Source organism: Paenibacillus sp. NN59 (genome assembly GCF_057597225.1).
In genome coordinates, this window is record NZ_CP199678.1 from 5,945,427 (window position 1) to 5,971,406 (window position 25,980).

The 25,980-nt window shown below is 48.2% G+C and carries 18 protein-coding genes and 1 pseudogene; 7 read left to right on the forward strand and 12 right to left on the reverse strand.

The window, feature by feature from the left end; translation table 11 throughout:
* Positions 1-57: 57 nt before the first annotated feature.
* Entirely contained in the window at positions 58-666 is a 609-nt protein-coding gene (locus ACT89M_RS25960) for a LysE/ArgO family amino acid transporter (protein WP_308722705.1), read from the reverse strand.
* A 156-nt stretch (positions 667-822) separates the two neighbouring features.
* Between ACT89M_RS25960 and ACT89M_RS25965 the strand changes: the two genes are divergently transcribed.
* Positions 823-2,340, forward strand: coding sequence for an aminotransferase-like domain-containing protein (locus ACT89M_RS25965; protein ID WP_308722704.1), 1,518 nt, complete (start codon positions 823-825; stop codon positions 2,338-2,340).
* Between the two features lie 234 nt (positions 2,341-2,574).
* Here the strand turns inward: ACT89M_RS25965 and ACT89M_RS25970 are convergent, their stop codons facing one another.
* From ACT89M_RS25970 to ACT89M_RS25995, 6 genes are all read right to left on the reverse strand, one after another.
* Positions 2,575-3,402, reverse strand: coding sequence for a carbohydrate ABC transporter permease (locus tag ACT89M_RS25970; protein ID WP_090922754.1), 828 nt, complete (start codon positions 3,400-3,402; stop codon positions 2,575-2,577).
* Positions 3,399-4,283: a carbohydrate ABC transporter permease gene (locus ACT89M_RS25975; RefSeq protein ID WP_090922752.1), complete on the reverse strand. Its 885-nt coding sequence runs from the start codon at positions 4,281-4,283 to the stop codon at positions 3,399-3,401. The genes ACT89M_RS25970 and ACT89M_RS25975 overlap by 4 nt, the downstream gene beginning before the upstream one ends.
* Before the next feature lie 233 nt (positions 4,284-4,516).
* Entirely contained in the window at positions 4,517-5,797 is a 1,281-nt protein-coding gene (locus ACT89M_RS25980) for an ABC transporter substrate-binding protein (protein ID WP_090922751.1), read from the reverse strand.
* A gap of 141 nt (positions 5,798-5,938) precedes the next feature.
* Complete coding sequence (locus ACT89M_RS25985; protein ID WP_261771679.1) at positions 5,939-7,039, reverse strand: response regulator; 1,101 nt, start codon at positions 7,037-7,039, stop codon at positions 5,939-5,941.
* Positions 7,036-8,832 (reverse strand): sensor histidine kinase, encoded by a 1,797-nt coding sequence (locus ACT89M_RS25990; protein ID WP_253499609.1) that lies wholly within the window; start codon positions 8,830-8,832, stop codon positions 7,036-7,038. The genes ACT89M_RS25985 and ACT89M_RS25990 overlap by 4 nt, the downstream gene beginning before the upstream one ends.
* A 320-nt stretch (positions 8,833-9,152) precedes the next feature.
* Positions 9,153-11,159, reverse strand: a complete 2,007-nt coding sequence (locus ACT89M_RS25995) for a beta-galactosidase (protein ID WP_487344890.1) — start codon at positions 11,157-11,159, stop codon at positions 9,153-9,155.
* A 225-nt stretch (positions 11,160-11,384) separates the two neighbouring features.
* On the opposite strand from ACT89M_RS25995, the gene ACT89M_RS26000 reads away from it, so the two are divergent.
* Complete coding sequence (locus ACT89M_RS26000; RefSeq protein WP_154892013.1) at positions 11,385-12,356, forward strand: AraC family transcriptional regulator; 972 nt, start codon at positions 11,385-11,387, stop codon at positions 12,354-12,356.
* Here ACT89M_RS26000 and ACT89M_RS26005 read toward each other — a convergent pair.
* On the reverse strand, positions 12,326-12,970 hold the full coding sequence (locus ACT89M_RS26005) for a molybdenum cofactor guanylyltransferase (protein ID WP_154891992.1): 645 nt from the start codon (positions 12,968-12,970) through the stop codon (positions 12,326-12,328). The two genes, ACT89M_RS26000 and ACT89M_RS26005, sit on opposite strands and share 31 nt — an antisense overlap.
* A gap of 197 nt (positions 12,971-13,167) precedes the next feature.
* Here ACT89M_RS26005 and ACT89M_RS26010 point away from each other — a divergent pair, with 197 nt between their 5' ends.
* Positions 13,168-14,406: an MFS transporter gene (locus tag ACT89M_RS26010; RefSeq protein WP_154891993.1), complete on the forward strand. Its 1,239-nt coding sequence runs from the start codon at positions 13,168-13,170 to the stop codon at positions 14,404-14,406.
* A 615-nt stretch (positions 14,407-15,021) separates the two neighbouring features.
* Here the strand turns inward: ACT89M_RS26010 and ACT89M_RS26015 are convergent.
* On the reverse strand, positions 15,022-16,794 hold the full coding sequence (locus ACT89M_RS26015) for a glutamine--tRNA ligase/YqeY domain fusion protein (protein WP_154891994.1): 1,773 nt from the start codon (positions 16,792-16,794) through the stop codon (positions 15,022-15,024).
* A 282-nt stretch (positions 16,795-17,076) separates the two neighbouring features.
* On the opposite strand from ACT89M_RS26015, the gene ACT89M_RS26020 reads away from it, so the two are divergent.
* The 3 genes from ACT89M_RS26020 (at position 17,077) to ACT89M_RS26030 (ending at position 19,205) form a co-directional block, all read left to right on the forward strand.
* A complete protein-coding gene (locus ACT89M_RS26020; protein WP_090924184.1) occupies positions 17,077-17,334 on the forward strand; it encodes a DUF2164 domain-containing protein in 258 nt (85 codons plus the stop codon).
* Positions 17,335-17,368: 34 nt separating this feature from the next.
* Positions 17,369-17,917, forward strand: coding sequence for a GNAT family N-acetyltransferase (locus tag ACT89M_RS26025; protein ID WP_154891995.1), 549 nt, complete (start codon positions 17,369-17,371; stop codon positions 17,915-17,917).
* A 319-nt stretch (positions 17,918-18,236) separates the two neighbouring features.
* Complete coding sequence (locus ACT89M_RS26030; RefSeq protein ID WP_154891996.1) at positions 18,237-19,205, forward strand: LysM peptidoglycan-binding domain-containing protein; 969 nt, start codon at positions 18,237-18,239, stop codon at positions 19,203-19,205.
* Positions 19,206-19,346: 141 nt separating this feature from the next.
* Here ACT89M_RS26030 and ACT89M_RS26035 read toward each other — a convergent pair.
* Positions 19,347-20,134: pseudogene (locus ACT89M_RS26035) on the reverse strand (SDR family oxidoreductase).
* A 52-nt stretch (positions 20,135-20,186) separates the two neighbouring features.
* A complete protein-coding gene (locus ACT89M_RS26040) occupies positions 20,187-20,684 on the reverse strand; it encodes a GNAT family N-acetyltransferase (protein ID WP_090924180.1) in 498 nt (165 codons plus the stop codon).
* 356 nt (positions 20,685-21,040) lie between these two features.
* Here ACT89M_RS26040 and ACT89M_RS26045 point away from each other — a divergent pair, with 356 nt between their 5' ends.
* Positions 21,041-22,180: a methyltransferase domain-containing protein gene (locus ACT89M_RS26045; RefSeq protein ID WP_090924179.1), complete on the forward strand. Its 1,140-nt coding sequence runs from the start codon at positions 21,041-21,043 to the stop codon at positions 22,178-22,180.
* A gap of 118 nt (positions 22,181-22,298) precedes the next feature.
* Here ACT89M_RS26045 and ACT89M_RS26050 read toward each other — a convergent pair whose 3' ends face one another.
* Positions 22,299-25,697, reverse strand: coding sequence for a GH36-type glycosyl hydrolase domain-containing protein (locus tag ACT89M_RS26050; protein ID WP_154891998.1), 3,399 nt, complete (start codon positions 25,695-25,697; stop codon positions 22,299-22,301).
* Positions 25,698-25,980 lie beyond the last annotated feature (283 nt).

The window sequence follows — 25,980 nt, forward strand, 5'->3', positions numbered from 1 at the left end:
TTTACGATTCCCTAGTTTTCATTGTTTCACCTTGCTCATGTGCTTTGAACACCTGATTTAGGAGTTAAAAAGCCTCCAGCACATCATCAGCGCGATTCCAACCATAATCAGAGCGGATACGCGGTTCAGCACAATTCGTAGATACCCTGTGCGATCATGATTGCCAACTACGCTGCCTGCGGCGGCAAGCCCCAGAAACCAAATCCAGGATACAGCCATTGTTGTGATTGTAAAATACATACGCTCCACCCCTGCATACTGAATGGAACTTGTACCAATGACAGCCACGGTATCCAGTAAAGCATGCGGATTGAGAATAGACACTGAAGCGGCAAAAGCAATCTGCCGACCTGCCGACATCGCTGTCGGGGCTTTATCTGAGGAAGCCGATGATTTCCATAGTCCCCAGCCCATGTAGAGCAAAAACAGGCTTCCAGCCGCGTATAAAACATGGGTGAGTAGCGGCCATTGAATCAAAATGAGAGACATGCCCCCTACAGCGGCTCCAATCAGCAGCGTATCACTAATCCCTGCTGTAATTATAGCCGGCAGTGCATGCAAGTATTTCTTTTGCGTTAACCCTTGATTGAAAATAAATACATTCTGAACACCCAGCGGTAAGATCAAGCCAAATGCCAGCACCACTGCATGAATAAAAACGTCCATTGCCCATCCCCCTTATCTCTTTCTTCAGCGTAAATGAAATTAGGGAAGACGTAACCAACCACTTGGATGGCATGGAGCCCAACCAAATGTTATAGTGGACGATACGAACACGATAACGGACTCTTTCTTTATAACTACAGGAGGTGAAATTACCTGATGGGACGTCAATATTCCAATACATCTTCTAGACAAATTTGGCAGCCTAACCCTGCGCTTGATTTGCCTATGTATCGTCAGATTGAAGCCTATATCCGGCAAAAAATCACAACAGGCGAGTGGTCGGCTGGGACTCGTCTGCCTTCTCAGCGAACACTGGCAACATCCATGGGTGTAAACCGCAGTACGCTGGTCACCGCTCTGGATAACCTGACTGCGGCAGGGATGATTGAAGGCCGACACGGAGGCGGTACCTACGTCTCCGGTTCCGGTTGGCACAGTATGGCGCATGCCGCCTTACCCAACTGGAGCGAAGCTGCTCAGGAAGGCTGGTACTATCCGAATTTGCCCGAGATTCAGCAGATTAATCAGGCGGAGTTCAGGACTGGCATTATTCGGCTGGGTACAGGTGAGCTCGCACCGGAACTGATGCCAAACGAAGCGTTTAATAAAATTCTCCAGACCCTGTCCAGCCAAACACGTATGCTGAATTACATCGAACCTCAAGGCAGCCTGGCGCTTCGTGAGGCGTTGTCCATACATTTGCAGTCTAATGGCATTCAGGCCTCACCTGATTCGATTCTGATCGTGTCGGGATCTCTACAAGCACTGCATTTAATCTCTGTGGGATTGCTGCCTCGTGGATCAGCTGTCTTGTTAGAGAAGCCGTCCTATCTATATTCCATCCACGCCTTCCAATCGGCAGGGCTAAAGCTAAACGGAATTGCCATGGAGGAAGAGGGATTACATCTGGGGCATTTAGAACATGCGATACGAACGTTGCACTCAGGAAACGACGAGAATAACAGCGAGTCCTTCCCGCTACTGTACACCATACCGAGCTTCCATAATCCTACAGGCAGCGTGATGAGCTGCCGTCGCCGGGATGAATTGATGTCCCTCGCCCGCAACTCCGGCATTTCGATCTTGGAGGATGCCGCTTATCAGGAACTTTGGCTGGATCACCCTCCTCCTCTTCCACTTAAGGCAATGGATCAGGAAGGTCGGGTGCTGCATATGGGCACTCTCTCCAAAGCGGTCAGTCCAGGTCTTCGTCTTGGCTGGCTTGTCGGTCCTGTGCCCGTCATTCGAAGGCTGGCCGACATTAAAATGCAGACGGATTACGGCACCAGTTCACTCGCACAGGAAGCCGCCGCATTATGGTTTACAGATGGCCATCACACAACTCATATGGAGCGGCTACGTCCGGAGCTTCGAAGACGCAGAGACTTCATGCTGGAGCTACTGCATCGCTATTTTCATGACATTGCAGAATGGGCAACGCCAGAAGGCGGGTTCTATATCTGGCTACACTTCACAGCGGAACCCTTGTCTACCCGCAAGTTGTTCTCTGCCTGTCTGGAAGCAGATGTACTCATTCATCCAGGATATCTGTATGATCGGCTGGATGCGAGTCATATCCGGCTCTCTTATGCCTATGCTTCGCAAGATGAGATGGAGCGGGGACTGATTGTCCTTGCACAAGAAGCACACAGGCTAATGAAGCCCAGCGTGTGAGCAACATCTCTTTGCATTGCAATATTGTAAAATACGTCGTTGCCCCCTATTGTACTGCTGATACTCAACTTGCGCTTATTTGGGATGCTCACCTTGGTGTCCCTCTCTTTCCATAAATGAGAATAGCCTTGAACTAACGGAGTATATCCGCAGTTCAAGGCTATAAGCATGAGCTTTTACACACTTAAGTGTGTAGAGTGGAATCGCAGGAACAGGAACAAGCTCCTATACCTATTATCCTTTGACCGCTCCCTCCGCAATACCCTCCATAATGAACTTTTGGAAGAATGCATAGATCAGGATAACCGGAATTGCAGTCAAAACCAGAGAAGAGAGAATTAACGGCCATTCCTTGTTATACTCACCAAACAGCATGTTCGTGGACAGGATAAGTGTGTACCGGTTTACATCCGTCAACATCAATAGCGGTAACAGGAAGTCATTCCATATCCACAGGAAGTCCAGAATTGCAATCGTCACCGTGATCGGAAGCAGCAGCGGGAAAATAATCTGAAAAAACGTCTGGAACTCGTTACATCCATCGATCTGAGCCGATTCTTCGAGTTCACGCGGAATGGACTTCACAAACCCGTGATAGAGGAAGATCGCCATGTTTACACCAAGTCCGATATAGATCAGAGCCAGTCCGTAAGTGCTTCCCTGCACCCCCATCCCCTTCGCGACACGCGTCAGCGGGATCATGATGGAATGGAACGGCACCAGCATGGAAGCGACAAACATGAAGAAGATCAGATTGCTAAGCCTGCCGGAAGTCCGTGACAGCTTGTATCCTGCAAGCGAAGCACAGAAGACGATGCCTCCGATACCCAGAATTGACACAATCGCGGAGTTCAGCGAGCTACCGAGCAGATTGATTTTGTTAAACGCATCCGTGTAGTTCTCCCAATGTAATGTGGTCGGCAGAGCAATAAAGGATTGGAACATTTCACCCTGTGTTTTGAATGAGTTCACCACAGCCATGTAGATCGGTAGCATGGCTACCAGAGAGCCGAGAATCAGTAACAGCCGAATCAGGTAGTTATTCAGTCGCTGCATTCTCATGCTTCCACCTCTTTTCTCTTCATGACGGTGATCTGGATGAGTGTAAAGATAAGAACGATAGCAAACAATACAACCGATTTGGCACTGGCATAACCATATCTGAAGTTGTTCGAGAAAGCTTCTTCATAGATATTCATGGTGATGACCTGTGTAGCCCGACCCGGGCCGCCGCCTGTCAATCCATAGACCACCTCGAACACTTTGAATGCACCGTTCAGTGTCAGGAAGAAACAGATTGTAATAGCGTGTGTAATCATCGGCAGTACGACGTTACGTAACACTTGAAATGCATTTGCACCGTCAATGACCGCGGCTTCCTTGAGGCTTTTCGGTACACCCTGCAATGCAGCCAGGTAGATGATCATCATATAGCCCACACCGTTCCAAAGCGATACGATTAGAATCGAGTAGAAGGAGAACTTCGGATCACCGAGCCATTGTTGGTCGAGAAAAGAAACGGCCAATTTCTCAGCCAGCTGCGGCAACACCTGGGAAAAGATGAACGTCCACATGAATGCACTGATGATTGTACTGATCATATTGGGCATGAAGAACAATGTGCGGAATAACCCTTTGCTGCGTGTACGCGACTCAATGAACACGGCGAGCAGCAATGCAATGACATTTTGCAAAATCAGCATAAAAATAACATATTTCATCGTAAACCACAGCGAGTTGAGGAAGTCAGGATCTTCCTTAAACAATTCCACAAAGTTCCCCAGCCCGATAAAGCTGTAGTCACGGTTTAACCCGTTCCAATCCGTCAAGCTGTAGAACATCCCGCTAAACGTCGGGTACAGCAGGAAAATCGCATAGATTACAAAGGCCGGCGCTGTGAACGCGAGCAATGAAAGATACTTTTTGAACACATTCGTAGCCATAACTTCTCCCCCTTTTTGCACAGCGGATGAAGGTTAACGGGGGAACGAAGATCGTTCAGCCAGCCGTTTCATCTGCTTCGAGACTGTTACGAAATAAAGTACCGCTAATTTGTTGACAAAACCCCGAGCTTAATACGGAACCAAACGAGATTTTGTCAACAAACGCAGGTACTGCTTTCTTACAGCTCAACCTTGTTGATCGTTCAGGCGCTTACTTGTTAAGCATCCTGCTCTTATTTATTGACTTTATTGTAGGATTTCCACGCTTTATCGAGCGCATCGATCACCTGCTGTTGATTCAACTGTCCGGAGTAGTACCCTTGAAGAGCTTTACCAGACTCATCCTTCACGGCTTGTGGAATCTTTGGATCTTGATAAGCTTTGCCTTCATTAACATATTTCAGGGCGTCGTCTACCCACGGGAAGCTCTTGAACGTATGCACTTTAGCAACCGGATTAAACTTGAGCGCTTCATAGAATGCACTTGAATCCTTGTCATCTAGAATGTAGTTTACAAAGTCGAGTGCCACTTCTTTGTTTTTACTTGATGACGATACAGCTAGTGAAGTGGATGTGCTCAGGTTGATTTTCGTATCATCCGGATTATCGTTCAGCGGCATTGGAGCTACACCAAAATTAACGTCAGGGTTGGACTTCAGAATCGTTTCTGCGTACCAAGGTCCTTGAATCCACATCGCCGCTTTGCCTGTAGCATAAGCGGCAGCGCCGTCATCGGCTCCAACTTCAAGCGCTTTATCCGTTCCGTTCGCATTAACGAGATCGAATACGTCAAACAGTGCTTTCATATCCGAGAAGGAAGCTTCGTCCTTGTTCATTTTTTCTACAAAATCTTTATGCTCCGTCTGTGTCAGTGCTCCTACTGTCAGCGGCAGGAACAATTGCGGAACCCAAGCTTCTTTGTAAGACAGCTCAAACGGTGTGATGCCAGCTGCTTTCAGCTTCTCTACAACCGCTTTCATTTCTGTCAACGTTGTTGGAACCTCAAGCCCTTGTTCTTTAAAGATATCTTTGTTGTACAGATAACCCCATGACAAGGTTTCCAGTGGAACCGCAACGACTTTGCCGCTTGCATCCGTTACCGAAGGTTTGACCGAATCCAGTAACTTATCTACAAAAGGTTGATTGGACAAGTCTTCGAGATATCCAGCTTTGCTGAAAGGCGGAATCTCATTCACCGCATGCAGAGCAAATACGTCTGGTGCGTCATTGGAAGCAAGTCTTGTTTTCAAAATCTGAGGTGCATTATCTGCTGGCGGCATCTCCAGTTGCACATTCACTTCGATGTTTTTGTCTGCTTTTTCTTTGGCTTTGAACTGTTCTATATATTTATCGTAATGTTCTTTCAGCCTTGGTTGAGCAACGAATACTTTGAGGTTTACGGTACTGCCAGCTTTGACTTCGTTCTGTTCATTATCCGTGCCTGCATTCGAGCCGCAGCCTGCGAGCAGAACGCTGACCAGTGCCGCACTTACAACGCTTTTCCATACTTTCATCTCTTATGACCTCCCGGTGTGACTGGTTTGTCTTTCATAGGCTTATTATATATCGCAAAATGTAAGCGCTTCATTGGACAAAATTAGACTCTTCCATTGGATTATTTTAAACCTTAATTCAAGCAACATTCCCCGAATGATTCATTCGGGGAATGGGTTAGGCAACTTATGCTGGCCTTTGCGCATCTCTCCGGGTGACACACCAAAGTGCTTTTTGAATACCCGATAGAAGTAGGACACATCTTCATACCCCGTCATCTCGGCGATATGTTTGAATGGAATCTGATCATCCATCACCCACTCTTTGGCCTTGGTCATCCGAAGTTGAACCACATAATCGGTCACGTTCACGTCATATTCTTTCTTGAAAGCTTTGCTCAAATATTCCTTACTGACAAAAAAGATTTGGGCAAGCTGCTCCAGCGTAATCATCTCCATGCAGTGTTGCTGCATATATTGCTTTACCTCTTCGAGGTTGAGCTTGTTCTTATACTTACGCTGGGCAATTAATTGTTCCAGCGCCTGATAATAGGAAGCGGAGATCCATTCCACAGCCGCCCGGATCGAACCCAGCGCTGATGCAGGAGGCAATACTCCCTCTTCCGGACGATCGAACAGCCCATTGGACACACATAGCTCGTCCAGCATATTCTGCAGCTCATAAACCGCACGTCCAAGCTGGCGAGGTCTTCGAACCTCGTTTTGTTCCAGCTTCTGCTCTAATTGATGAAACCATTCCCGCAGGCTCGTCAGGTTCAAGTCGTTGAAGCGCAGACGTGCTTGCTGCTGGAACAGAGAGAATTCACCCGCGAATGAAGCCGGATAAGCTTCCCACACTTCTGGTGCCGTAGCAGCTTTATCCAGTTCATGACTACATTTCGCCAGCGTAGCATTTAGTTCATCCGGATTCACCGGTTTCAGCAGATAATCAGCTGCACGATACCGCAGAGCGTGTTTGGCATAATTAAAATCATCATAACCGCTCACCACAACAACCTTAATCTCCGGGTACTGACTGCTCAGCGTCTGCATCAGCTCGACACCATCCGATCCAGGCATACGCATGTCCGTAATAATAAGATGAGGTTGCAACGTCTTGACCATCTGTATCGCCTGTTCTCCATCCTCTGCTTCACCGCAGACAACCAAGCCGAGCTCATCCCATTCACCAAGATTACGTAAAATATCGCGATTCCACGGCTCATCATCCACCAGCAACACTCTATAGATCTCCTTACTCACAAGGGCTCGCCTCCTGTTGTGCAGGGGATCGTTACGATCACTTTTGTTCCCTGCCCAAGTTTACTTTCCATACGCATACCGTAATCGGGTCCAAAATGCATCACCATTCGTGATGCGGCATTGAGCAGTCCAATACTCGTGCCTGAGTTCCATACCCGATCGGTATACCGCGTAATGCGTTCCAGTTTGGATTGCATCTCTACGAGCCTGTCCGGCTCCATACCCATGCCATTATCACAAATTTGAATCGTCACCCTACCCTGCTGTGGATCACAGAGCACTTCGATGCCTAGCTTCCACTCCCCAGGCTTTTTCTCCAGCCCATGCAAAAATGCATTTTCTACAATAGGCTGTAAGGATAACTTCGGAATATAACACTCTCGGAGTTCTCCCGTAATTTCCAGCTTATATTCAAGCCGGGTGGCAAAACGTTGCTTCTGAATCAGCATATAATGCTCCAATTGATCCAGTTCGGATTGCAGAGGGACAAGGCCGTCCGGTGCCCGTACAATATAGCGGAACATCTCGCTTAATGCCCGGATCACCTTGTAGCTATCTGCCGGCTTTTGCGAATAGACCATGCCACCGATCATTTGTAATGTATTTTGCAGAAAGTGGGGATGAATCTGAGATTGTAGTGCTTTGAGCTCGGCTGTCTGTTTCTCCAGATTCATCAAATAGTTATCCCGGATATGCTCCCGAATTCGACTAGCCATACCGTGCAAATTTTTCTCCAGTAGGCCAATCTCATCCACTCGTCCGCTACGCTCTACTTTACGATCCTTGATCAACTGGATACCCTTCATTGAATTCGCCAGTCTGACAATAGGTTTAGAGGTTCGCCAAGCGACCAGTGCCGCCAGAGCAACAGACACGACCGTTGCCACTCCGCCCACAACTAGCCCATACTTCATCGTTTCCAGTGCACTCTCGTTAATGACATGATCCGGTACGATTTTAATCACCCGTAGCCCTGTCGACTCAATATCGTGATAGAAAATATATTCCTGTGCTGTACGAATAAAACCCGCGTTATTCTTCGTTTCGCTCAGCTGCTTCAACGCTTCATCCGATGGCTGGATGGAGGAGTTCGGCTGATATACCGGATGGCCTGAACTGTCTCCGATATAGGCGGTATAATCTCCCCTGCTGTCGAGCAGTTCAAGCGTCTGGTTAAACTCGGCCCACTTGATCTCCAGACTGATTGCTCCGATCTGAGCCTGATCCTCAAAACGGTTCATGCTACGAGTCATATGGAACTTTTGCGGATCTATCGGATCATTGATAATTGTAAAATCTTTATGCTCCGCAAATAGCTTATGATACCCTTGGGGAATATCCGCAACCGTCTTAATTCGGGATTCCATAGAATTGAAGGTGAACAGGGTGTCCTGCTCCTTCAAGTACAGTTCGACCCCAAACACATAATTGCCAGCAGAATAGTACACACTGTTCAGCATATTAAAAACAGCCTTTTGTTCGTCAAAACGGCTGGAAGCAGGCGCTTCCTGGCCCAACGCCAAATACTGATGTAGCTCATCACTGATCTGAATGGAATAAATGATATTATTCATGCGGGTAAACTGTTCTGCCAGATAGACAGAGGCCCAATTCATATTGACCCGGTTCGTATCCATAACCTCGGCTTCCATGGAGGAACGCGCATTCTCCGCGGCTACCGCAGTTATCACAATGACTGGCAGTACAGCGACCAGGGTCATGGTCAGTATCAATTTATTACGAATGCTGCGCTTGAAAGGGTCTATCAGCCGACGGTAGAATTCGTTAAACACAGCGCATCCACTCCTGAGCTAAAATAAGACAAACGCCCCAGCATCAAAGCCGAGGGCGCCATGGTCTTGTTATTTTTTTCGGAAAATATGAAGTGAATGTTGAACCAAGATTTTACACAGGCCACTCCGATGACAGAATAACCTGGAGAGTAGCGGTTATCCCCAGATTTTTTTGATTCCTTTTTCCAAAAGGGAAAATCCGGTGATAAAGGCGAACGCTTCGCTTTTTCAGGTTTTTTCTGTCCTCTCCGTTAAAGTGTAAAAGAACAATTCAAAATCTTCTATTTTCCTTGGGAACTTAAAATCTGCACTATTATTCCCTAGTGTTGCTCGATAATTCGTACGCCCCAGCGTTCCAGCTTGATCTCCTGCCCAGCGGCAATCGAATCTCCTGATAATAGCTCTGTCCCTTCGCTATACGGATTCTTGAAGGAAACCGGCTCATCCGAATAGTTGAAATAGTAGCGAATGGTATGCCCCTGGTCGTTCACCCCTGTCTTCACAATGAGTGGAAAAGCAAGCTCCTGATCCGCCCCCCATACACCCGCGTCCTTCATCACACGTTCCAGCACACTGCGAATGACGGCGGCACTTGTGTAACAGCCAACATACGTTGCTTTGCCTTTACCGTAGTTATTTTGCGTGATCGCCGCATACTCTCCCCAATGTGGATGATCATACCAAGCGAGTACCTCCGCAGTCGTCGGTGTAATGAGCTCCATCCAGGTGTGTACCTGATTATGCTCCTCACCTACGCCAAATGGATCACCGCGTAGCCCAACATGCTTCGGCTCAACAAACAAGTTGTAGCTAATGCCACATGCTTCACTGATCAGTCCGGGCTGACGTGAAGAACGAACTTTGATATGCTCATTGGCAAAACCGCTCTTGAACGAGTACACGATATGTCCGCCGTCCTGTACAAATTGATTTAATTTTTCCAGCAACGCATCCGAAGCAGCATACAGAGCAGGCACCACAAGCACATCATAATCTGCATAACTCTCCACGGAAGGATCGATAAGATCGCAGCCAATGTTCATTTTATACAGCTCATCGTACATCCAGCGCACAACGTCGTTGTAATTCTTGTCACTGGTAAAGTTAAAGCCAAACCACTTGATGGAGGTTAACGCCTCGTTACTGAACAGTACAGCCACCCGATTTGTTTTCTTCAGATTCACCAGCTTAGGACTCAGGCGAGCAAAATCGCGGCCAATCGTCTGCGCTTCGTTATACACCGGATTCGGTTCAAAATCATGGCTTAGCAGGCCTTTCCAATAGGTCTCAAACGAATTATGCAGCGAGTGCCAATGCCAGTAGGCAACCATATTTGCTCCGGAAGCCAGATGACTGAATGCCTGTAATCGCAGTTGGCCCGGATAAGGAACCCAGTGCCAGAAGGCCTGTGCTTCGGTCTCCAGAACAAGGTAGTTGGATTGTTTGGTGGAACGCGCCACATCTCCTCCGAACGAAATCTCAATGCCGGTTAACTCGTCTTGGGAAGGATGATAGATATCTACACTGGTGATGTCAAAAGGTCGGGATGCTGCAAAATGATCCACATCCCCCTGAATGCCGTAGGAATACCCGCGCCATTCAAAGTCAAAGTTCTGGGTAACAAACTGGCCTTCCTGTTTGTACTCATTCACAATCCCTACTTGCCACGCCAGGAAATCCGTGACCAATTGCCGCTGGAACTTGGCAAACTCTGCTCCCAGGCTACCGTTAATGGTACCCACAACGGAAGGGAAGTCTTCCCAGCTATTGATGCGGTTACTCCAGTAATCCAGTCCAAATTCCTTGTTCAACTCGTCCAGGGAGCTGAACTTGTTCCGCATATATTTAACAAACTGTAACTGCACGTTGTCTCCAGCTGTGTTGTAGTGCTTCGTTTCATTATCTGTCTGATATCCTATGACAGCCGGATGTTTGCTCACGCGTGAGATCAGCTTACGAATGATGCGCTCTGCATAAAACAGATACGTCGGATGCGTGATATCCATAATCTGTCTTGCTCCATATTTTCCAGGTCCCTGTGCGGTTGTTGCCAGCACGTCCGGGTGCTCCTTCACCATCCACGTCGGAACAGCATACGTTGGTGTGCCTACGATGACATGAATTCCGGCCGCATGCATCGCATCCAGCACCCGATCGACGGAAGTGAAATCAAACACACCGTTTTGCGGTTCATGGGTACTCCACGTTGATTCGGCGATGCGCACGACATTGATCCCAGCATCCTTCATCATCTGAATGTCCTTGTCCAGTCTTTCATATGGCATATATTCATCATAATAGGCTACGCCGTATAATAATTTGTCCATGAAATAGTCTCCTTTGAGTGTATAAGGTAAGTTGACATGTTCCCGCTTCTAATGGTAGCGTTTACATTAATGCTAGTATCGTTTTATTCGTTGTTTAATATCTGTTGATACGCTTGCATATCCCGATATATTAGGATGTCCGCGTTAAACTGATTATAATGAAGTACATGCATAGTGCCGATGGCACAAGGCGAGTATTTTTTACCCTTTTCCGAGGTGAATGTCATGGATATCCGTTCGCAGCTTCGAGAGATGCCATACCATACGCTGGCTCACTGGCTTCCGATTATCGATTGTAACATCAAATTTTATGGCGCTCATAGCCAGCAAGTTCCATATGGGTGGGCTATGCCTGAGGAGACACATCCGGGCTTTGAGATCATTCTGATCATTCAGGGAACGCAGGAGAGTGTGATTCATGGCTACACGTATACGGTAGATGAGGGCTCTATTCTGCTCATTCCGCCCGGATTCAAACATACCAATACATGTATTTCTGCGGAGGGTATGACCTATTTTAGCGCACATTTTAACGTAGATGATCCGGTATTCACCTTAAAACTCATGTCCCAGCGTAGCAGAATCTATGCCGCCGGTACGGGAGATAATATGAAAATAAGAGCCGTGCTTGAAAGCTGGATGAGCATGATTAATACAGCCGAGGCTTATTCGTCCACAGACAAATTACTCATGCAAGCACGGATGTTCGAACTGTTTGCGCTGTTATCTCAAGCAGCAGAGAATACACCCGAGTCTACGATCTCGGTGGATGCTGCTCATGCCCCTGCTCCGACCGCTATGCATTACGCAGGAGCGATCGCTGAAGCGATCAAGCAGGCTTTCCATGCCCAGTTACGATCACGGGACGACAATGTATCTTCGGTAAAAGTCGAGCAGATCATTTCGTCGTTTGGCATTAGTCCGGGATATGGTTTACAGGTTTTTCGCAAAGTATTCGGTCATTCTCCGCGGGCCTACCTGTCCAGCCTGAAACTGCAAGAGGCCAAAGTGTTGATCGAGCAACCTGATCTTTCGCTTGGGGAGATTGCCATCAAACTTGGTTACACCCATTTGTCTCATTTCAGTAGACAATTCAAACGCTGGACAGGCCAAAGCCCTCTACTCTATCGAAATCAACATGCAGAGAATAGCCTGAATCCCGTTGCTCAACCTCCAGAAGGAAACTCCGAACACTGAAGATGAATTCGTATATTTTCGAATTCTTCGGGAGTATTCATATTGCTCAATTGTAGTGCGGCATGTTCAATACCTACTTGCTCCAGTTCGTCTATTTCGGCAAAATGGCAACCGATCTCTTCCAGCCAGCGAATGACACGCAGCCGGTCATGAATAAGGCACTGTTCTAGCTCGGGAAGCACACGCCTGTGGTAAACCCCTGCAAGGGGATGAATGCGTCCTTCTACTCGCGGAACGATGGCGTTGCAAGTTGGATACTGTACTGTGAGCCTCTTCATTCCATTGAAAAAAGAGGTTTGCAGAAGCGGCATGTCACAGGCACTGACCAGATTCCACTCTGTCTGGGAGGCATTGAGTGCTGCGTGGAGCCCCGCAAGTGGCCCCTTGCCCGGGTAAACATCCTTTACGCATTCGAAGTCTTCATCCCCTAGTGCGGTGTAAATTGCTTCGCTCGGCCCCGCTGCAACAACAACCCGGGATACGGCGGATCTGATCGCATTGTTTATATGAGTTAACACGGCTGAACCATTCAGTTCGAGTAGTGCTTTGTTCGTTCCCATTCGGCTGGATAATCCACCTGCCAATATAATGCCTGTCCATTTTTCAGCGTTCATAGCACTCTCCTCTTCCCGTAAGAACCTGAGTTATATCTTCGTGCAGTATTACACCGAACTTATAAAGCACATATCCATATTATACATTTCGTTACATCCGTTATGGGATAGGACATACCTTTAATTCATATATTCTATACGTTGAATCCCCTTTCAACAAATGATACATTGAACAATATGATTTGATTCGGAAAGGAATGGCTCAATTGGACAGATCTGCACCTGTGAGAGGCACTTCCTCGCTGACCTCTCTGAAACTATATAACTTTTTCATCTACGGAGCCATTTCGATCTTTGCCGGATTCCTGCAGCTCTATCTTCAAGAGATTGGTATGACCAAACTGGAGATTGGAAGCCTCATGGCCATCGGTCCTTTTGTATCTCTGTTTGCCAATCCGTTCTGGGGGTTCTGGAGCGATAAGTCGCGCAATATCCGTATTGTGCTAATGATGATGATGGGAGGCACCTTTGTGCTTGCACAGGGTGTATTTTATGCGCCCTCATATGCCTGGATCTATGTCGCCATGATTTTCTTTTATTTTTTCCAAAGTCCCTTATTCGCTCAAACCAACAGCCTGATTCTCGGTTATATCGACGGTACAGGTCAGAAGTTCGGATCCTTTCGGCTCTGGGGCTCTCTAGGTTGGGCGCTGACTGCAGTTGCTGCTGGGCCGGTTATTGACCGTTTTGGCGTTAGCAGTGTATCCATTATTTTTGCATGCATGATTGCAGTAGCGTTTGTATTCTCTGTACTTTTGCCAAAGCAGCCCATTGCTTCCGATACCCCGATTGTGACGTTCCGGCGGTTCGGCAAAGTGATGTTTAATCCGTATTTTATGATTTTTATCGGTCTTGGGGTGCTCGTTTCGGTACCCAATGCCATGAACAGTACATTTATGTCTCTTTATATTGTAGAGATGGGCGGCGACAAACAGATGGTCGGCTGGGCCATCTTCACATCCTCTATTCTCGAAGTGGGTGTGTTCCTGTTGCTGGATCGGTTACTGAAACGCAAAATGAGCATACTACTGGGCTCTCTGATTCTGGTCAGCCTGTTGTTTGCTCTTCGCTGGCAGCTCATGGCGCTGGCTAACAACCCGATGGAGGTTGTCTTTATTCAACTCATGCACTCGGTCACCTTTGGCGGTTATTTCTATGTGGGCACACAACTGACGATGCTGTTTATTCCACGGCCTTACCGCTCCTCCGGGCAAGCGGTGTATACGATGGCTTGGGGTGGTCTCTCCGGCGTCATTGCCGGGCTGTTTGGCGGTTGGCTATTCCAGAGCTTCGGTGCAGAGGTAATGTACAACATCGGTGTCTTCTTTTCACTCATCGGCGCTGCTGGCTTTGCCATCATGTGGCTGTGGAACCGTCGTAATGGATACCAGCCAACGGTGCTGACCGAGATGGGCAATATGGATGAAGACAAGTAGGTGAACTGACTCTGCGGAGGGCGGCTTTGCGGCAACTCCTACAGAAACTCGAGCACTCCTGTGGAGGATTAGTGGCAACTCCGCGGCTAACGATCACCAGGAAGCTTATTTGGGCAATTTCTAGACGTTTCATATTCTAACGATCACCAGCAACCTTATTTCCGACTAAAGCGAGGAAAACAGGGTAAAAAGACGGCATTTTCAAGAAATAAGCCCCGTACGGATCGTTAGAATTCAGAAATGCCGAAAAACGGGGAAATAGCGTTCCCTGTGATCGTTAGAGTAATTTGCATACTATAAAAGAGGACATCCCCTCTATATCGAAAAACACAAAAAGGGCGTCCCGTCATCTTAAGGATGAAGGAGCGCCCCTTTTTAATGCTTATGCAGCTGACTAATCTCGAAACTTCGTGCTCTAACCAAACCCTTCAAGCATTCGACGGGTGAATTAATGTCGTGGCTGACGTTGGTTTAGCAACCACCCCTGTCCCATGCCCACGCTACTATTACACGTCTATCTCAAGCTCTTGTTTGTCTATCCCACTCACTTGTTTGTCTATCTCACGCTCTTGTACGTCTACCTCATCCCATATCCTCTTGTATCTACTTTATACCTTATGCCTTCGGCAATTGGAATGAGCTTTTCAGCGATACAACCCGGTTGAATACGGGACGGCCTGGCTCGGAGTGCTTTGGATCAACACTGAAGTAACCGTGACGGAAAAATTGGAACTTGTCCTGTGATTTCGCTTCTTTCATCTCTTGCTCCACGAAGCCGTGAACGATCTCCAGAGAGTTCGGGTTCAGCTGATCCAGGAACGTTTTTTCCGGTTGCTCGGCAGTCTCTGCTCCAGCTCCAGTCACATCGGCCTCAATCTCAGCCCCTGCTACAGCAGCAACCACTTCGGCCTCTGCTTCCGCTTCCGGCGCTTCCGCCGAAATCAACGGCTCGTACAAACGGAATTCTGCGGGTACCGCTTGAGTTGCCTCTACCCAGTGAATCGTGCCTTTGACTTTGCGGCCTGTAAAGCCGCTGCCGCTCTTCGTTTCTACATCATATGTGCAGTGGATCTCAACGACATTACCATCCGCATCCTTAATTACGTCATTACATTTAATGAAGTAGGCATGTTTCAAACGAACTTCATTGCCAGGGAACAAACGGAAGTATTTGTTCGGCGGATTTTCCATAAAGTCGTCTTGCTCGATATAAATCTCACGGGAGAACGGAATTTGGCGGTTGCCCATCTCCGGATTTTCCACGTTATTCTCGGCTTCCAGCCACTCCACTTGTCCCTCAGGATAGTTGGTGATAACCACTTTGAGCGGGTGCAGGACAGCCATGGTGCGCGGAGCTTTCAGTTTCAGATCCTCACGAACAAAGTGCTCCAGCGTTTGCAGATCAATCACGCCTTGGCTTTTGGAAATGCCTGTTTCGAATACAAAATCACGGATCGCTTCCGGTGTGTACCCCCGGCGACGCAAACCCGAGATCGTTGGCATACGCGGATCGTCCCAGCCATCGACATGGCCTTCATCCACAAGCAACTTCAGCTTACGTTTGCTCGTTACCATCTGAGACAGGTTCAGGCGGCCAAACTCGTATTGACGCGGCTGACTTTGCATCTCACACTCTGCAACAACCCAATCATAGAATGGACGTTGATCTTCAAACTCCAGAGAACACAAAGAGTGTGTTACGCCTTCAATGGCATCTTCCAGCGGATGTGCGAATGCATACATCGGGTAGATGCACCATTTGTCGCCCGTGTTATGGTGATGTGCGTGAGAGATACGGTAGATGACCGGATCACGCAGGTTGATGTTAGGCGAAGCCATATCAATCTTGGCACGCAGCACTTTTTCTCCGTTCTTGAATTCGCCTGCACGCATACGTGTGAACAGGTCGAGATTCTCTTCCACCGAACGCTCGCGGTATGGGCTGTTTTTGCCCGGCTCGGTCAGCGTTCCACGCATTTGACGGATTTCGTCGGCGCTTTGATCGTCGACATAGGCTTTACCTTTTTGAATAAGCAAGACCGCACGGTTGTACATCTCATCGAAATAATCCGAGGCAAAACGTTTCTCGTTCCACTCGTATCCGAGCCATTTCACGTCTTCCTGGATGGAGTTCACGTACTCCACGTCTTCCTTCACCGGGTTCGTGTCATCAAAGCGCAGGTTTGTCTTGCCGCCGAACTCGCCGCCCAGCGTAAAGTTGATCCAGATCGCCTTCGCGTGACCAATATGCAGATAACCGTTCGGTTCCGGTGGAAAACGGGTAATAACTTCCTGGACTTTGCCCGACCGGAGGTCCTCGGTAATGATATTTTTAATAAAGTTAGGTGGGGTTGTGAATCGGTTGTCCACAGTTATCAAACCTTTCATGAATGGATTGGAGCTTGCAAAAAGTACAATAGTACAGCAATTCCGGGTAAAATTCCTTAATGACGAAACCATTTCCTGAAAATATCTTCTTTCATGGAAAGTTTCGTACGCGTTTCATTTAAATATACCTTTAACGGGGAAGGAGTTCAATAAATAACAACATGAAAATCGGGATCAAACGCACACGCTACCCGATTCAAGTTAGGCCCAATACCATTTTGACGAGTTCGCACGAATCATGTAGCATATGAGTAAAACTAAATTTAAGGGAGGGTTTCCCAAGTGAACGCGCTAAAACTGACCAAAGAACAGCAGGATGAAGCCATTCGCACGATCCAGTCGTATTTTGAAGAGGAACGCGGCGAAGAATTGGGCGATCTGGCAGCATGGGGCGTCCTCGACCTGTTTATGACACAGCTTGCTCCCTACATATATAATCAGGCACTCAGTGACGCACGCACGACGGTAAACCAGCGCATGGCCTCCATGGAAGAAGATCTGTTTGCTCTGGAGCGCAAATTGCCCCGGCCTCCCCGCTAATCTACCTATTATATAAAGAAAGAAGGTTGCAATCATGTTTACCTATTCATTGGATGAATATACAGAGCTTCGCCCGCTTTTGATGGAGCACACCAAACCGCTGTTCGAACTGACGGACCGTTCCAGAGATCAACTGAGACATTGGCTGCCTTGGGTAGATCAGGTGACCGACATGGAACATACATCGAGCTTTATTACGAACGCGTTAAAACAAGCTGCGGAGAACGGCGGCTTCACAGCCGGCATCTGGTTAAAAGGAGAACTTGCAGGCATCATCGGTTTCCACGAGATTAACTGGACAAGCCGTTCCGTAAGCATCGGATACTGGCTTGGTAAAGGTTTCGAAGGACAAGGCCTAATGACCAGTGCCTGCCGTGTCTTGGTGGATTACGCCCTCGTGACACTGGATCTGAATCGGGTGGAAATTCGCTGTGCCACCAACAACAAACGTAGCCGTGCTATTCCGGAACGACTTGGCTTCGTGCTTGAGGGTGTCATTCGCCAGGCGGAAAAGCTGCCTAAAGGATACGTCAATCATGCGGTATACGGCATGTTACAGCATGAATGGGAACTTTTGCGATAAAACAGCCTTACATAATGGACATGAAACGGACGGATATAACATTTTCATAAACAAAACTACATCACAACTAACTGAAGTATCTACGTAAATCAAAATACACTTCATTACACTGAAATACCTTATCATCATACATCACCCTAATCCGCTTGCCCTTTGTCTGTGACGGCACATGTCCCATAGATGAGGGGTATTTGTGGTTAGGACACCATTTTTTACTTCCCCTTAAGGTTGAACTCATCTCTGCTTCATGCTCGGTGCCTAAGATAGCGTTGTGGCTGTATAACCACAAACTCTATTCAAGGAAGAAGGATGATCACGGATGAAGAAAACCACAACATCAAAGGCAGTCAAAGTAACCAGCGCTTTAGCTTTAACACTTGCACTTGGCGGGGGCTTGGTGGCAACAACTGCGGTTCATGCAGACCCTGCGGCGAAAGCATCCGATGCACTCCAAAACAAACGCACTGCCCCGATGGGGTCCCATATATTGAAACCACCTGGCGAAGCGGAACGAGGACTTGGACCTTGGTTCGGGCCTCATGCTGAAGAAGTTCTCTCTGTGCTGGGCATCACCAAAGATGAGTTGAAAGAAGCCATTAAAGCAGATAAGTCCCTTGCTGAAATTGCTGCCTCAAAAAAGGTTGAGACACAGACGCTCATTGATAAACTGGTAGCCACGGAGAAAAAGGAACTGCAACTACAGCTTACCGACTCCAAGATCACACAAACCCAATATAATGAACGTTTGGCCGCTCTTACGGAACGCGTGAGTGAACTGGTAAACGAAAAACCATCCGCATTACGCGCGAAAAAACCAGAACATCCTGCGCCTGGAATGGGTTTGCCTGGACGGGGGTTTGGCCCTGAAGTCGATCGCAACCTGGACAAGCTCGCGTCTTTACTCGGAGTGACCACCAATGAATTAACTTCATCACTCAAAAAAGGGGATACCCTCGCAGCCATTGCCTCTGCCCAGAAGGTAAACGTGCAAACCCTTATTCAGCAGCTTGCAACCGATAGAACGGCCGATCTGCAGCAAGAGTTGAAAGACGGGAAAATTACACAGGCTCAGTATGATGAACGGGTTGCCGATCTAACCCAGCGCATCACAGACCTTGTTAATGGCAAACGCCCATCCGTTCAGCCCGAGCATCACCATGGCTCTCGTTTGAAAGACGAGTCTGGCACCCCAGTTAAACCTTTGCCAGAGAACGACAAAACAGACAAAGCAGGCACGACAGATCAGGCAGGTACGAGCACTTCTGATCTTAGTAAAGATCCTGCATAACCAACCGTTAGCAAGCAAATCGTACGTGGAATCTCACCTGTCTCTGCATCCTACAGGATGATTTCCATGCCAAGCCCCTCCTTCCCACGCTGTCAGCAGCGGTGAAGGAGGGGCTTTAATGTTTATCAGGTACATCGTCCTTTAGAGCGCGCGCACCATGCCACCATCCACAATTAATGATGTTCCGGTAATGTAGGAGTTGGCACCAGACAACAGAAATACGACAGCTTTGGCGAATTCCTCCGGCTGTCCATAACGCCCCAGCGGAATCTCTTTACGGAACTGCTCGGCAATCTCGTCTTCACTGACTCCATTCTGTTCTGCCCTCGCCGTATCCAACTCACGAATCCGATCTGTTGCGATGCGTCCAGGGGCTACGGTATTAATCAGAATACCGTATGGTGCAAGCTCCTGAGAGAGCGTCTTGGCAAGACCAAACACACCCGTACGAAACGTATTGGATAGAATCAGACCCGGAATGGGTTGCTTCACCGATGTGGAGGCAATGTTGACGATATGTCCTCCGCTTGCCTTCATATACGGAAGCACACCCCGAATCAGCCGCACATAACTAAGCATGTTTAGCTCAAACGCACGCTCCCAGTCCTCGTCGGTCAGTGACTCGAACGTACCGGAGGGCGGGCCGCCAGAATTGTTAACCAGAATGTCGATCTGGCCAAACTGTTCTGCTGTAGCCTGAATAAGTGCCGCGATGTCCTCCTTGCGTGTTACATCCGTTGCGACATATTCGACACATCCTCCGCCGCCAAGTGCAAGCAACTCTTCTTTGACGATAGCGAGCTTGTCCCCGCTTCGGCTGGCCAACATCACATCCGCACCTTCCAGTGCCAGCTGTGCCGCAACCGCTTTGCCCAGGCCTCGACTGGAGGCCAGCACGAGTGCTTTTTACCGCGAAGTCCCATATCCATTGTGTATTCCTCCCTAAGCAAAGTTTGTTCTCCTACACATCCGTCTAACCGTCTAGGCATCAATAAAATAAGCCATTAAAATGTCGTCTACATCCCTGCCACCGATTCGGAACTCAGATACAAGCCTGCCTTCGGTTATAAACCCACATTGCTCATAGAAGGCAACCGCTCCCGGGTTGCTGGATAATACACGCAGTCTCAGCTTACGAATGCCCTGCTCCAGCGCGTGTTGCTTCATCGCTTTCATTAGAGCTGTTGCCACACCAGAGCGGCGAAAATCCGGATGAACAGCAATATGGATTTCATAGACATGCCGATTCACTGGCATCCCCGTAGGGGGATGGAAGCCCACGTATCCGCATACCTGATCCTCTTGTACCGCAATGAGCTGACTGCCAGGAGGACAATATTGCAAATACTGCTGTCTGGATCTCCATTGCATCGGTGCAGGCGAGGTGGATGCATTCCAGACCAGCATATCCAGCTCCATTAGCTGGTTTGCATCCTTCATCTCGGAAGCACGGATTTGATACGTATGACTGGTGAACATGCTGATTCAACCTTTCGATATCTTCATTCAATTTTTTGATTCGCTTCATTTAAATATCTTTTTCCCTAGCTTGATTACGCTATCTTTATCATGTTCTTTATTCTGTTATCTATTGTAGCATAGCCGCCGGGAGGACTAAAATTCCACCTTCGTTTGACCAAATCATGAAAGATTAGAGCACACTACAACTTGCCTGCTAGCATAGCCGATGCCCTCTAATTTCTGGACCCAGCAGAAAAAAGCAGATAACCATGGACTTCGACAAATCAATTTACCTTGCCGTAACGTCATACTTTATACTGATTCCATGGTAATACTTATAGATACGGTTCAATAAGGTAAGGAGGTACATCCGGTTGAATATCAAAGAAGCCGCTTCCCGGCTGGGGATTTCCGCAAGAGCCATTCGTTTTTATGAGGAAAAAGGGTTAATTCAGCCTGCCAAGCAGGTCAGCAACGGATACCGCACTTATACGGAAAATGACATTTGGCGTTTGCAGACAATAGCAGCGCTACGCGAAATTGGCATGTCTTTGCAGGATATTACTCACGCGCTCGCCGAGATAGATCAAGGTAACCAGCAGGGGTTAGAGGAATATCTGGAGTTGCAGCAAGCGGTGATGTACGCCCAGTGGGTGGAGTTAAAACGTATGATGGATACAACCCAGCGGATGATCGACCTGAACCGTCAGGACGGGGCGCTGGATGTCAGCCACCTGCATGATCTGGCTGGCAGTGCACGCAGACTGCGGGAAGCAAGGCAGAACTGGCATGACCGCTGGAATTATGATAAACAAGCGGCCATCCATGATCAGCGGGTTCAAACTATGACAGATACAGAGGATTACACTCCACAAGCAGATTCAACCCTATCCACGACTGCGTCCTTAGGCCACGTACAAACAACAGCAGACAAGCCATTTAACCTATACCGTAATTACGACGAAGCATTAGAACAGACCTTGCAGTCTATTGCTCCTCAGCCTGGAGAAACTGGCTTGGACATTGGCACTGGGACAGGCAATCTGGCTGGCAGAATGCTGCGTCAGGGTGCTGTCATGACCGGGATCGATCAATCACGGGAAATGCTGCGAACATGCCGCCTCAAGTATCCTCAGATGCAGGTGAAGCTTGGTAATTTTCTGGCCTTGCCTTTTGCCGATCAATCCTTCGACTTTGTTGTATCCAGCTTCGCCTTCCATCATCTGGGTCCGGATCAGCAACAGCTCGCTTTGGAAGAAATCCAGCGTGTGCTCAAAACCAGCGGCACGAGCAGAATCTGTCTCACCGACCTGATGTTTAGGGATTCCGCCCATCGTGACGCTTACCTACGACATGCCAAGGTCACAGGCGACAAGGAACAACAACGCGCTTTGCACGAGCGCCATTTCCCATTGCTGGACGAATTACACTGCCGTCTGACTCACCTGGGCTACGAGACCAAACATGTCCGTCATAATGAATTATTGCATACCGTACTTGCGGTTCCGCTATAATAGCAGGTATCTGACAACAACCTCCAACGAAACACGAATGATATAGGAAAGAGCCAACTCTCCGAAAGGAGGTTGGCTCTTATTGCTGGTCTCGCTAGAGAGGACAGCAATGACTAGTTTACATATAAATATCAACAATCGTACGCTCAGCCGTGCCGCTTACTTCTTTGAACGCATCCAGCGAGATGCATACCCCGCCTTCACGATAACGGTTCACTGTACGCTCACCAGCCACGTCTTTGCCATTCACCGTTACACGGCTGACAGCTTTCTCATTCAGGTGGTAGATAAACGTCACCGGCGTGCCTGCATATTCGAATTCGAATTGCATGCCATCCAGCTCAGCTGGCAGTACCGGGTCAATGACCAGATTACCGCCTTCCTGACGAATACCGAGTGCATTCGAGATCAACTGGTTCATGTAGATTCCAGGGCCGCTGGAGTAGATTCTCCATCCGCCTTTCACTTCTACCGTCCCTTTGCGAAGCTGGTCAAAATGTTCCTGTGCCTCGTAACGGGTGTTGAACTTGCCATCCGAACTACTGAAGTACGCGTTCGCTTGGCGAATCTCTGCATTAGGCACAACCTCACGGATCCCCACCGGATTGATCATCGCCAGACCGTTCCACACTTGATCCGTTTTACCCAGCTTCGCCATCGCTTCCACGTAACGGATGTGGGCATGCACATATTGCAAACCGATCTCACGTCCGAAGTTGGATGCTTGCTCTGCACGTTTGAAGTGTGTGCTCACACCGCCAGCATATTGCGCAGGACGGTTCATCAGACGTACGCCATCCGGGCAGAGGAACTGTTCACGAATGAGTGCATAGTGTGACTCAGCCTGTTCTGCGTTCAGCAGTTCGCCGATCATGCTGCGTGTCATTGGCAACAGACGATATTGGATACCAGTCTCGGTGTCTGTCGGGTGCAGCATCAGCTTCGCCCGATCTGCCTCTTCCATGTACACAAAGCCTGGAATTACATCTGTGCCCAGCATGTAACGGTTGAAATCCTCGCGGATGCCCTGTGCCAGTTCGGCAAGCTCTTGCGCAAAAGCTTCGTCTTTGGACTTCAACGCCTGTGATAACACGTTCACGGACTGATACGTCAAGGCAACCGTCCAGCTACTCACCATGTATTGCTTGAGTTGTGCATTAGCTGGTTGCAGGGTATCATCCCAGTCTCCATCTCCATAGGAGGACAGGAACGTATCGTGCAGGAAGTGTGCACGGATGTACTCGATCTCTTTTTTCGCGTGATCCAGTACGGTTGCTGTCTCTTCTGTGAAGCCAAAGCTGTGTTTAACTGTATAAGGCACTTTCTCATCCAGAATGGCATAATCGCGTGTCGCAGTAAGGTAATCTGCCAGCACTTTCAGCGGCCATACGATGATATCGCCATGGCTCTCTTCCTGTTGAATCGCAAAGTACTTGTCAAACATAAACCATTGCGGCCAGTTACCATCATCTTCGTATTGGTGAGTGTACACCATTTTGATGATATCGCGAACCTGCTCATATTTTTGAGTGGCCATGAAATACTCTACCGGACCTTGGCACACATCACGCGTACCCCATGCCGCACCGCCGTATTGCTCCAGACCATGAGGCACAGAGTAGTGAACCAGCATGTTGTGGGTGTACCACCAAGCAAGTGCGTTGACTTTGAACAGATCTTCCGCATCCTGGCTCTCGCCGCGCGACAAACGGAAACCATTCATGACACCTGCAAAGAACTCACGGTATGCCTGCACTTCTTCTTCAAAAGAAAGAGTAGAAGTTGCTGTGTCAGCACCCGCAGTCGCCTGACCTTCCAGCACGCCCTGAACCTTCAGCGTCCATTCCGCAGTCTCTTCTAAGCTTAACGTTACAAGTGAAGCAGCACCACTGCGAACACCGCTGGCAAGAAGTGTTTCGTCCCCGGCTTGTACAGAGGCACCTTCAACAGTCATGCGGTACTCCAGCTCAGGATACGTTCCTGCACTCAGAGACTTCGAATCCGCTTTGAAAATCAATGTGCTACCATCCTGCGTCATGTGCAGTGGATACTCGTACTCATTCACGTTCATCGTAATCTGGTTCGTCACCAGGTAACGATAAGCTTTGCCACTTGTAGAACGCACATTCATGCGTACTTCCGTAGAATGCGTCGTTGTGTAATTCGTCACGATGAGTGTATCGGACTCCATTTTGTATATCCAGCGAGCATAGTTAAACCCAATCTCGAACAAAGACGGCATCGTCAGCAGACGATATTGCCCATCGATCTCAACATAGATGCGTTGTCCGGCCGTTTTTGGCACGTTCAGAGCATTGCGGGCATTACTGATCATTTTATTAAAATTGGTGTTACCAATGACAAGCTGTGAGTTAAACATTCCGTACATATACGAGGTGGTTGTAATAACCTGTGCACCAAGTTTTACATTACCGCCGCTCATCAGAATATGTCCGTGTGGACGCTCCACCAGCAGTTCTTTGGCTTTCAATACGATATGCTCGTAAGATTCGGTAAAGAAGGACAACAGCCGATCCCCGCTACGTTCTTCCTGATGACGGTCAGGGTACAGCTGGTTAATCTCTTCCTGCGTCAGATCCAGTGCCGCCAGTGGCTCACCCAGAGACGAGGAAAGTTTCACCTGTTCAAATACTTCACCTTGTTCTGCGTTCAAAGCCTGTACTTCGTTCCATGCTGCTGCAACTTCATCTCCATACTCCAGTGCGGTAATACCCGATGCATGGTTAGGCTTCGCCAGTCCGTAGAAAACAACCTGTGCCTCACCGTTCAATTCCAACAACTCGGATTGCAATGCAGTATAAGCGAACTCATACTGGTAAGTTTCGTTTGCCAGAGACGGGCGACTCAGGCTTTCAGGTTGATTGGTTTCTTTGTAAGATAGTCCGAAGAACTGGAATCCATCTGTTGAGTAACCCACCGCTTTGGTCAAAGAGCCTTGTTGCATGTAAGGGAACACGCCGCCCTGTGGCTGGTTTTGACGTGAACATACCACATAGCCTTTTGCATCATCTTCAAATACCGTATGGTCGATATATTGCGACAGATAGGCTTCATTACTACGTACTGCGCCCGGATCAGCAAGTCCCACATCTTGTCCATACACCACATCAACACGCTGCTGTTGTCCTGTAATCTTCACATCCCAGAACCAGATTCCTTGCGGGGCAAGCGTAAATACAACTTTATACTGGATCGCCTGTCCTGCAGGGTTCGGTTGCACACTGCCTGTCCAGATCAGCTGACGGTCTGCATGTAATTTGCTCGTAGATACTTGGCTACCGGAATGCACGCCGAGGAGAGGGAAGGAAAGAATCTCCCCATTTTCTCCGTATACACGCAGGTATAGATTATTCAAAGACCCATCAATCGGGTTGCTAAGTAGTTGATTCAGCATGGTTGAGCCGGAAGTGGCTTGATACAAATCTCCACTGTTCAAAAAAGTAAATGTGACTTCTCCGGCTGCCAGACGAATCGTTTCATTCATGGTTGTTGCCATCTCTCTATCACTCCTTAAATTAGTTTACGACTTAAAATCGAAACGTTTCGATATTTTTGAAAAAGAATAGGGCTCCCTTTGAACCGGTCGTTCCCGACCCGTTCCAACGATAACCCTCATGCTGTAATACAAGTAACACATTGTGTTCACTTACAGATCACACTTCTCGTCGTTATGTATCCATCTTAGCCAAGTCTTGCTGTGATGAATACTTGCTCTGCCTTTTGCATCTACTGCCCCAGTTGCCACCAATATTACATACCATGATGCAAACTCGGTAACC

What these genes read in the sequence shown, in the direction of transcription:
- ACT89M_RS25960 (WP_308722705.1), bottom strand. Translation starts at nt 666, where the DNA reads ATGGACGTTTTTATTCATGCAGTGGTGCTGGCATTTGGCTTGATCTTA.
- ACT89M_RS25965 (WP_308722704.1), top strand. Translation starts at nt 823, where the DNA reads ATGGGACGTCAATATTCCAATACATCTTCTAGACAAATTTGGCAGCCT.
- ACT89M_RS25970 (WP_090922754.1), bottom strand. Translation starts at nt 3,402, where the DNA reads ATGAGAATGCAGCGACTGAATAACTACCTGATTCGGCTGTTACTGATT.
- ACT89M_RS25975 (WP_090922752.1), bottom strand. Translation starts at nt 4,283, where the DNA reads ATGGCTACGAATGTGTTCAAAAAGTATCTTTCATTGCTCGCGTTCACA.
- ACT89M_RS25980 (WP_090922751.1), bottom strand. Translation starts at nt 5,797, where the DNA reads ATGAAAGTATGGAAAAGCGTTGTAAGTGCGGCACTGGTCAGCGTTCTG.
- ACT89M_RS25995 (WP_487344890.1), bottom strand. Translation starts at nt 11,159, where the DNA reads ATGGACAAATTATTATACGGCGTAGCCTATTATGATGAATATATGCCA.
- ACT89M_RS26000 (WP_154892013.1), top strand. Translation starts at nt 11,385, where the DNA reads ATGGATATCCGTTCGCAGCTTCGAGAGATGCCATACCATACGCTGGCT.
- ACT89M_RS26005 (WP_154891992.1), bottom strand. Translation starts at nt 12,970, where the DNA reads ATGAACGCTGAAAAATGGACAGGCATTATATTGGCAGGTGGATTATCC.
- ACT89M_RS26010 (WP_154891993.1), top strand. Translation starts at nt 13,168, where the DNA reads ATGGCTCAATTGGACAGATCTGCACCTGTGAGAGGCACTTCCTCGCTG.
- ACT89M_RS26015 (WP_154891994.1), bottom strand. Translation starts at nt 16,794, where the DNA reads ATGAAAGGTTTGATAACTGTGGACAACCGATTCACAACCCCACCTAAC.
- ACT89M_RS26025 (WP_154891995.1), top strand. Translation starts at nt 17,369, where the DNA reads ATGTTTACCTATTCATTGGATGAATATACAGAGCTTCGCCCGCTTTTG.
- ACT89M_RS26030 (WP_154891996.1), top strand. Translation starts at nt 18,237, where the DNA reads ATGAAGAAAACCACAACATCAAAGGCAGTCAAAGTAACCAGCGCTTTA.
- ACT89M_RS26040 (WP_090924180.1), bottom strand. Translation starts at nt 20,684, where the DNA reads ATGTTCACCAGTCATACGTATCAAATCCGTGCTTCCGAGATGAAGGAT.
- ACT89M_RS26050 (WP_154891998.1), bottom strand. Translation starts at nt 25,697, where the DNA reads ATGGCAACAACCATGAATGAAACGATTCGTCTGGCAGCCGGAGAAGTC.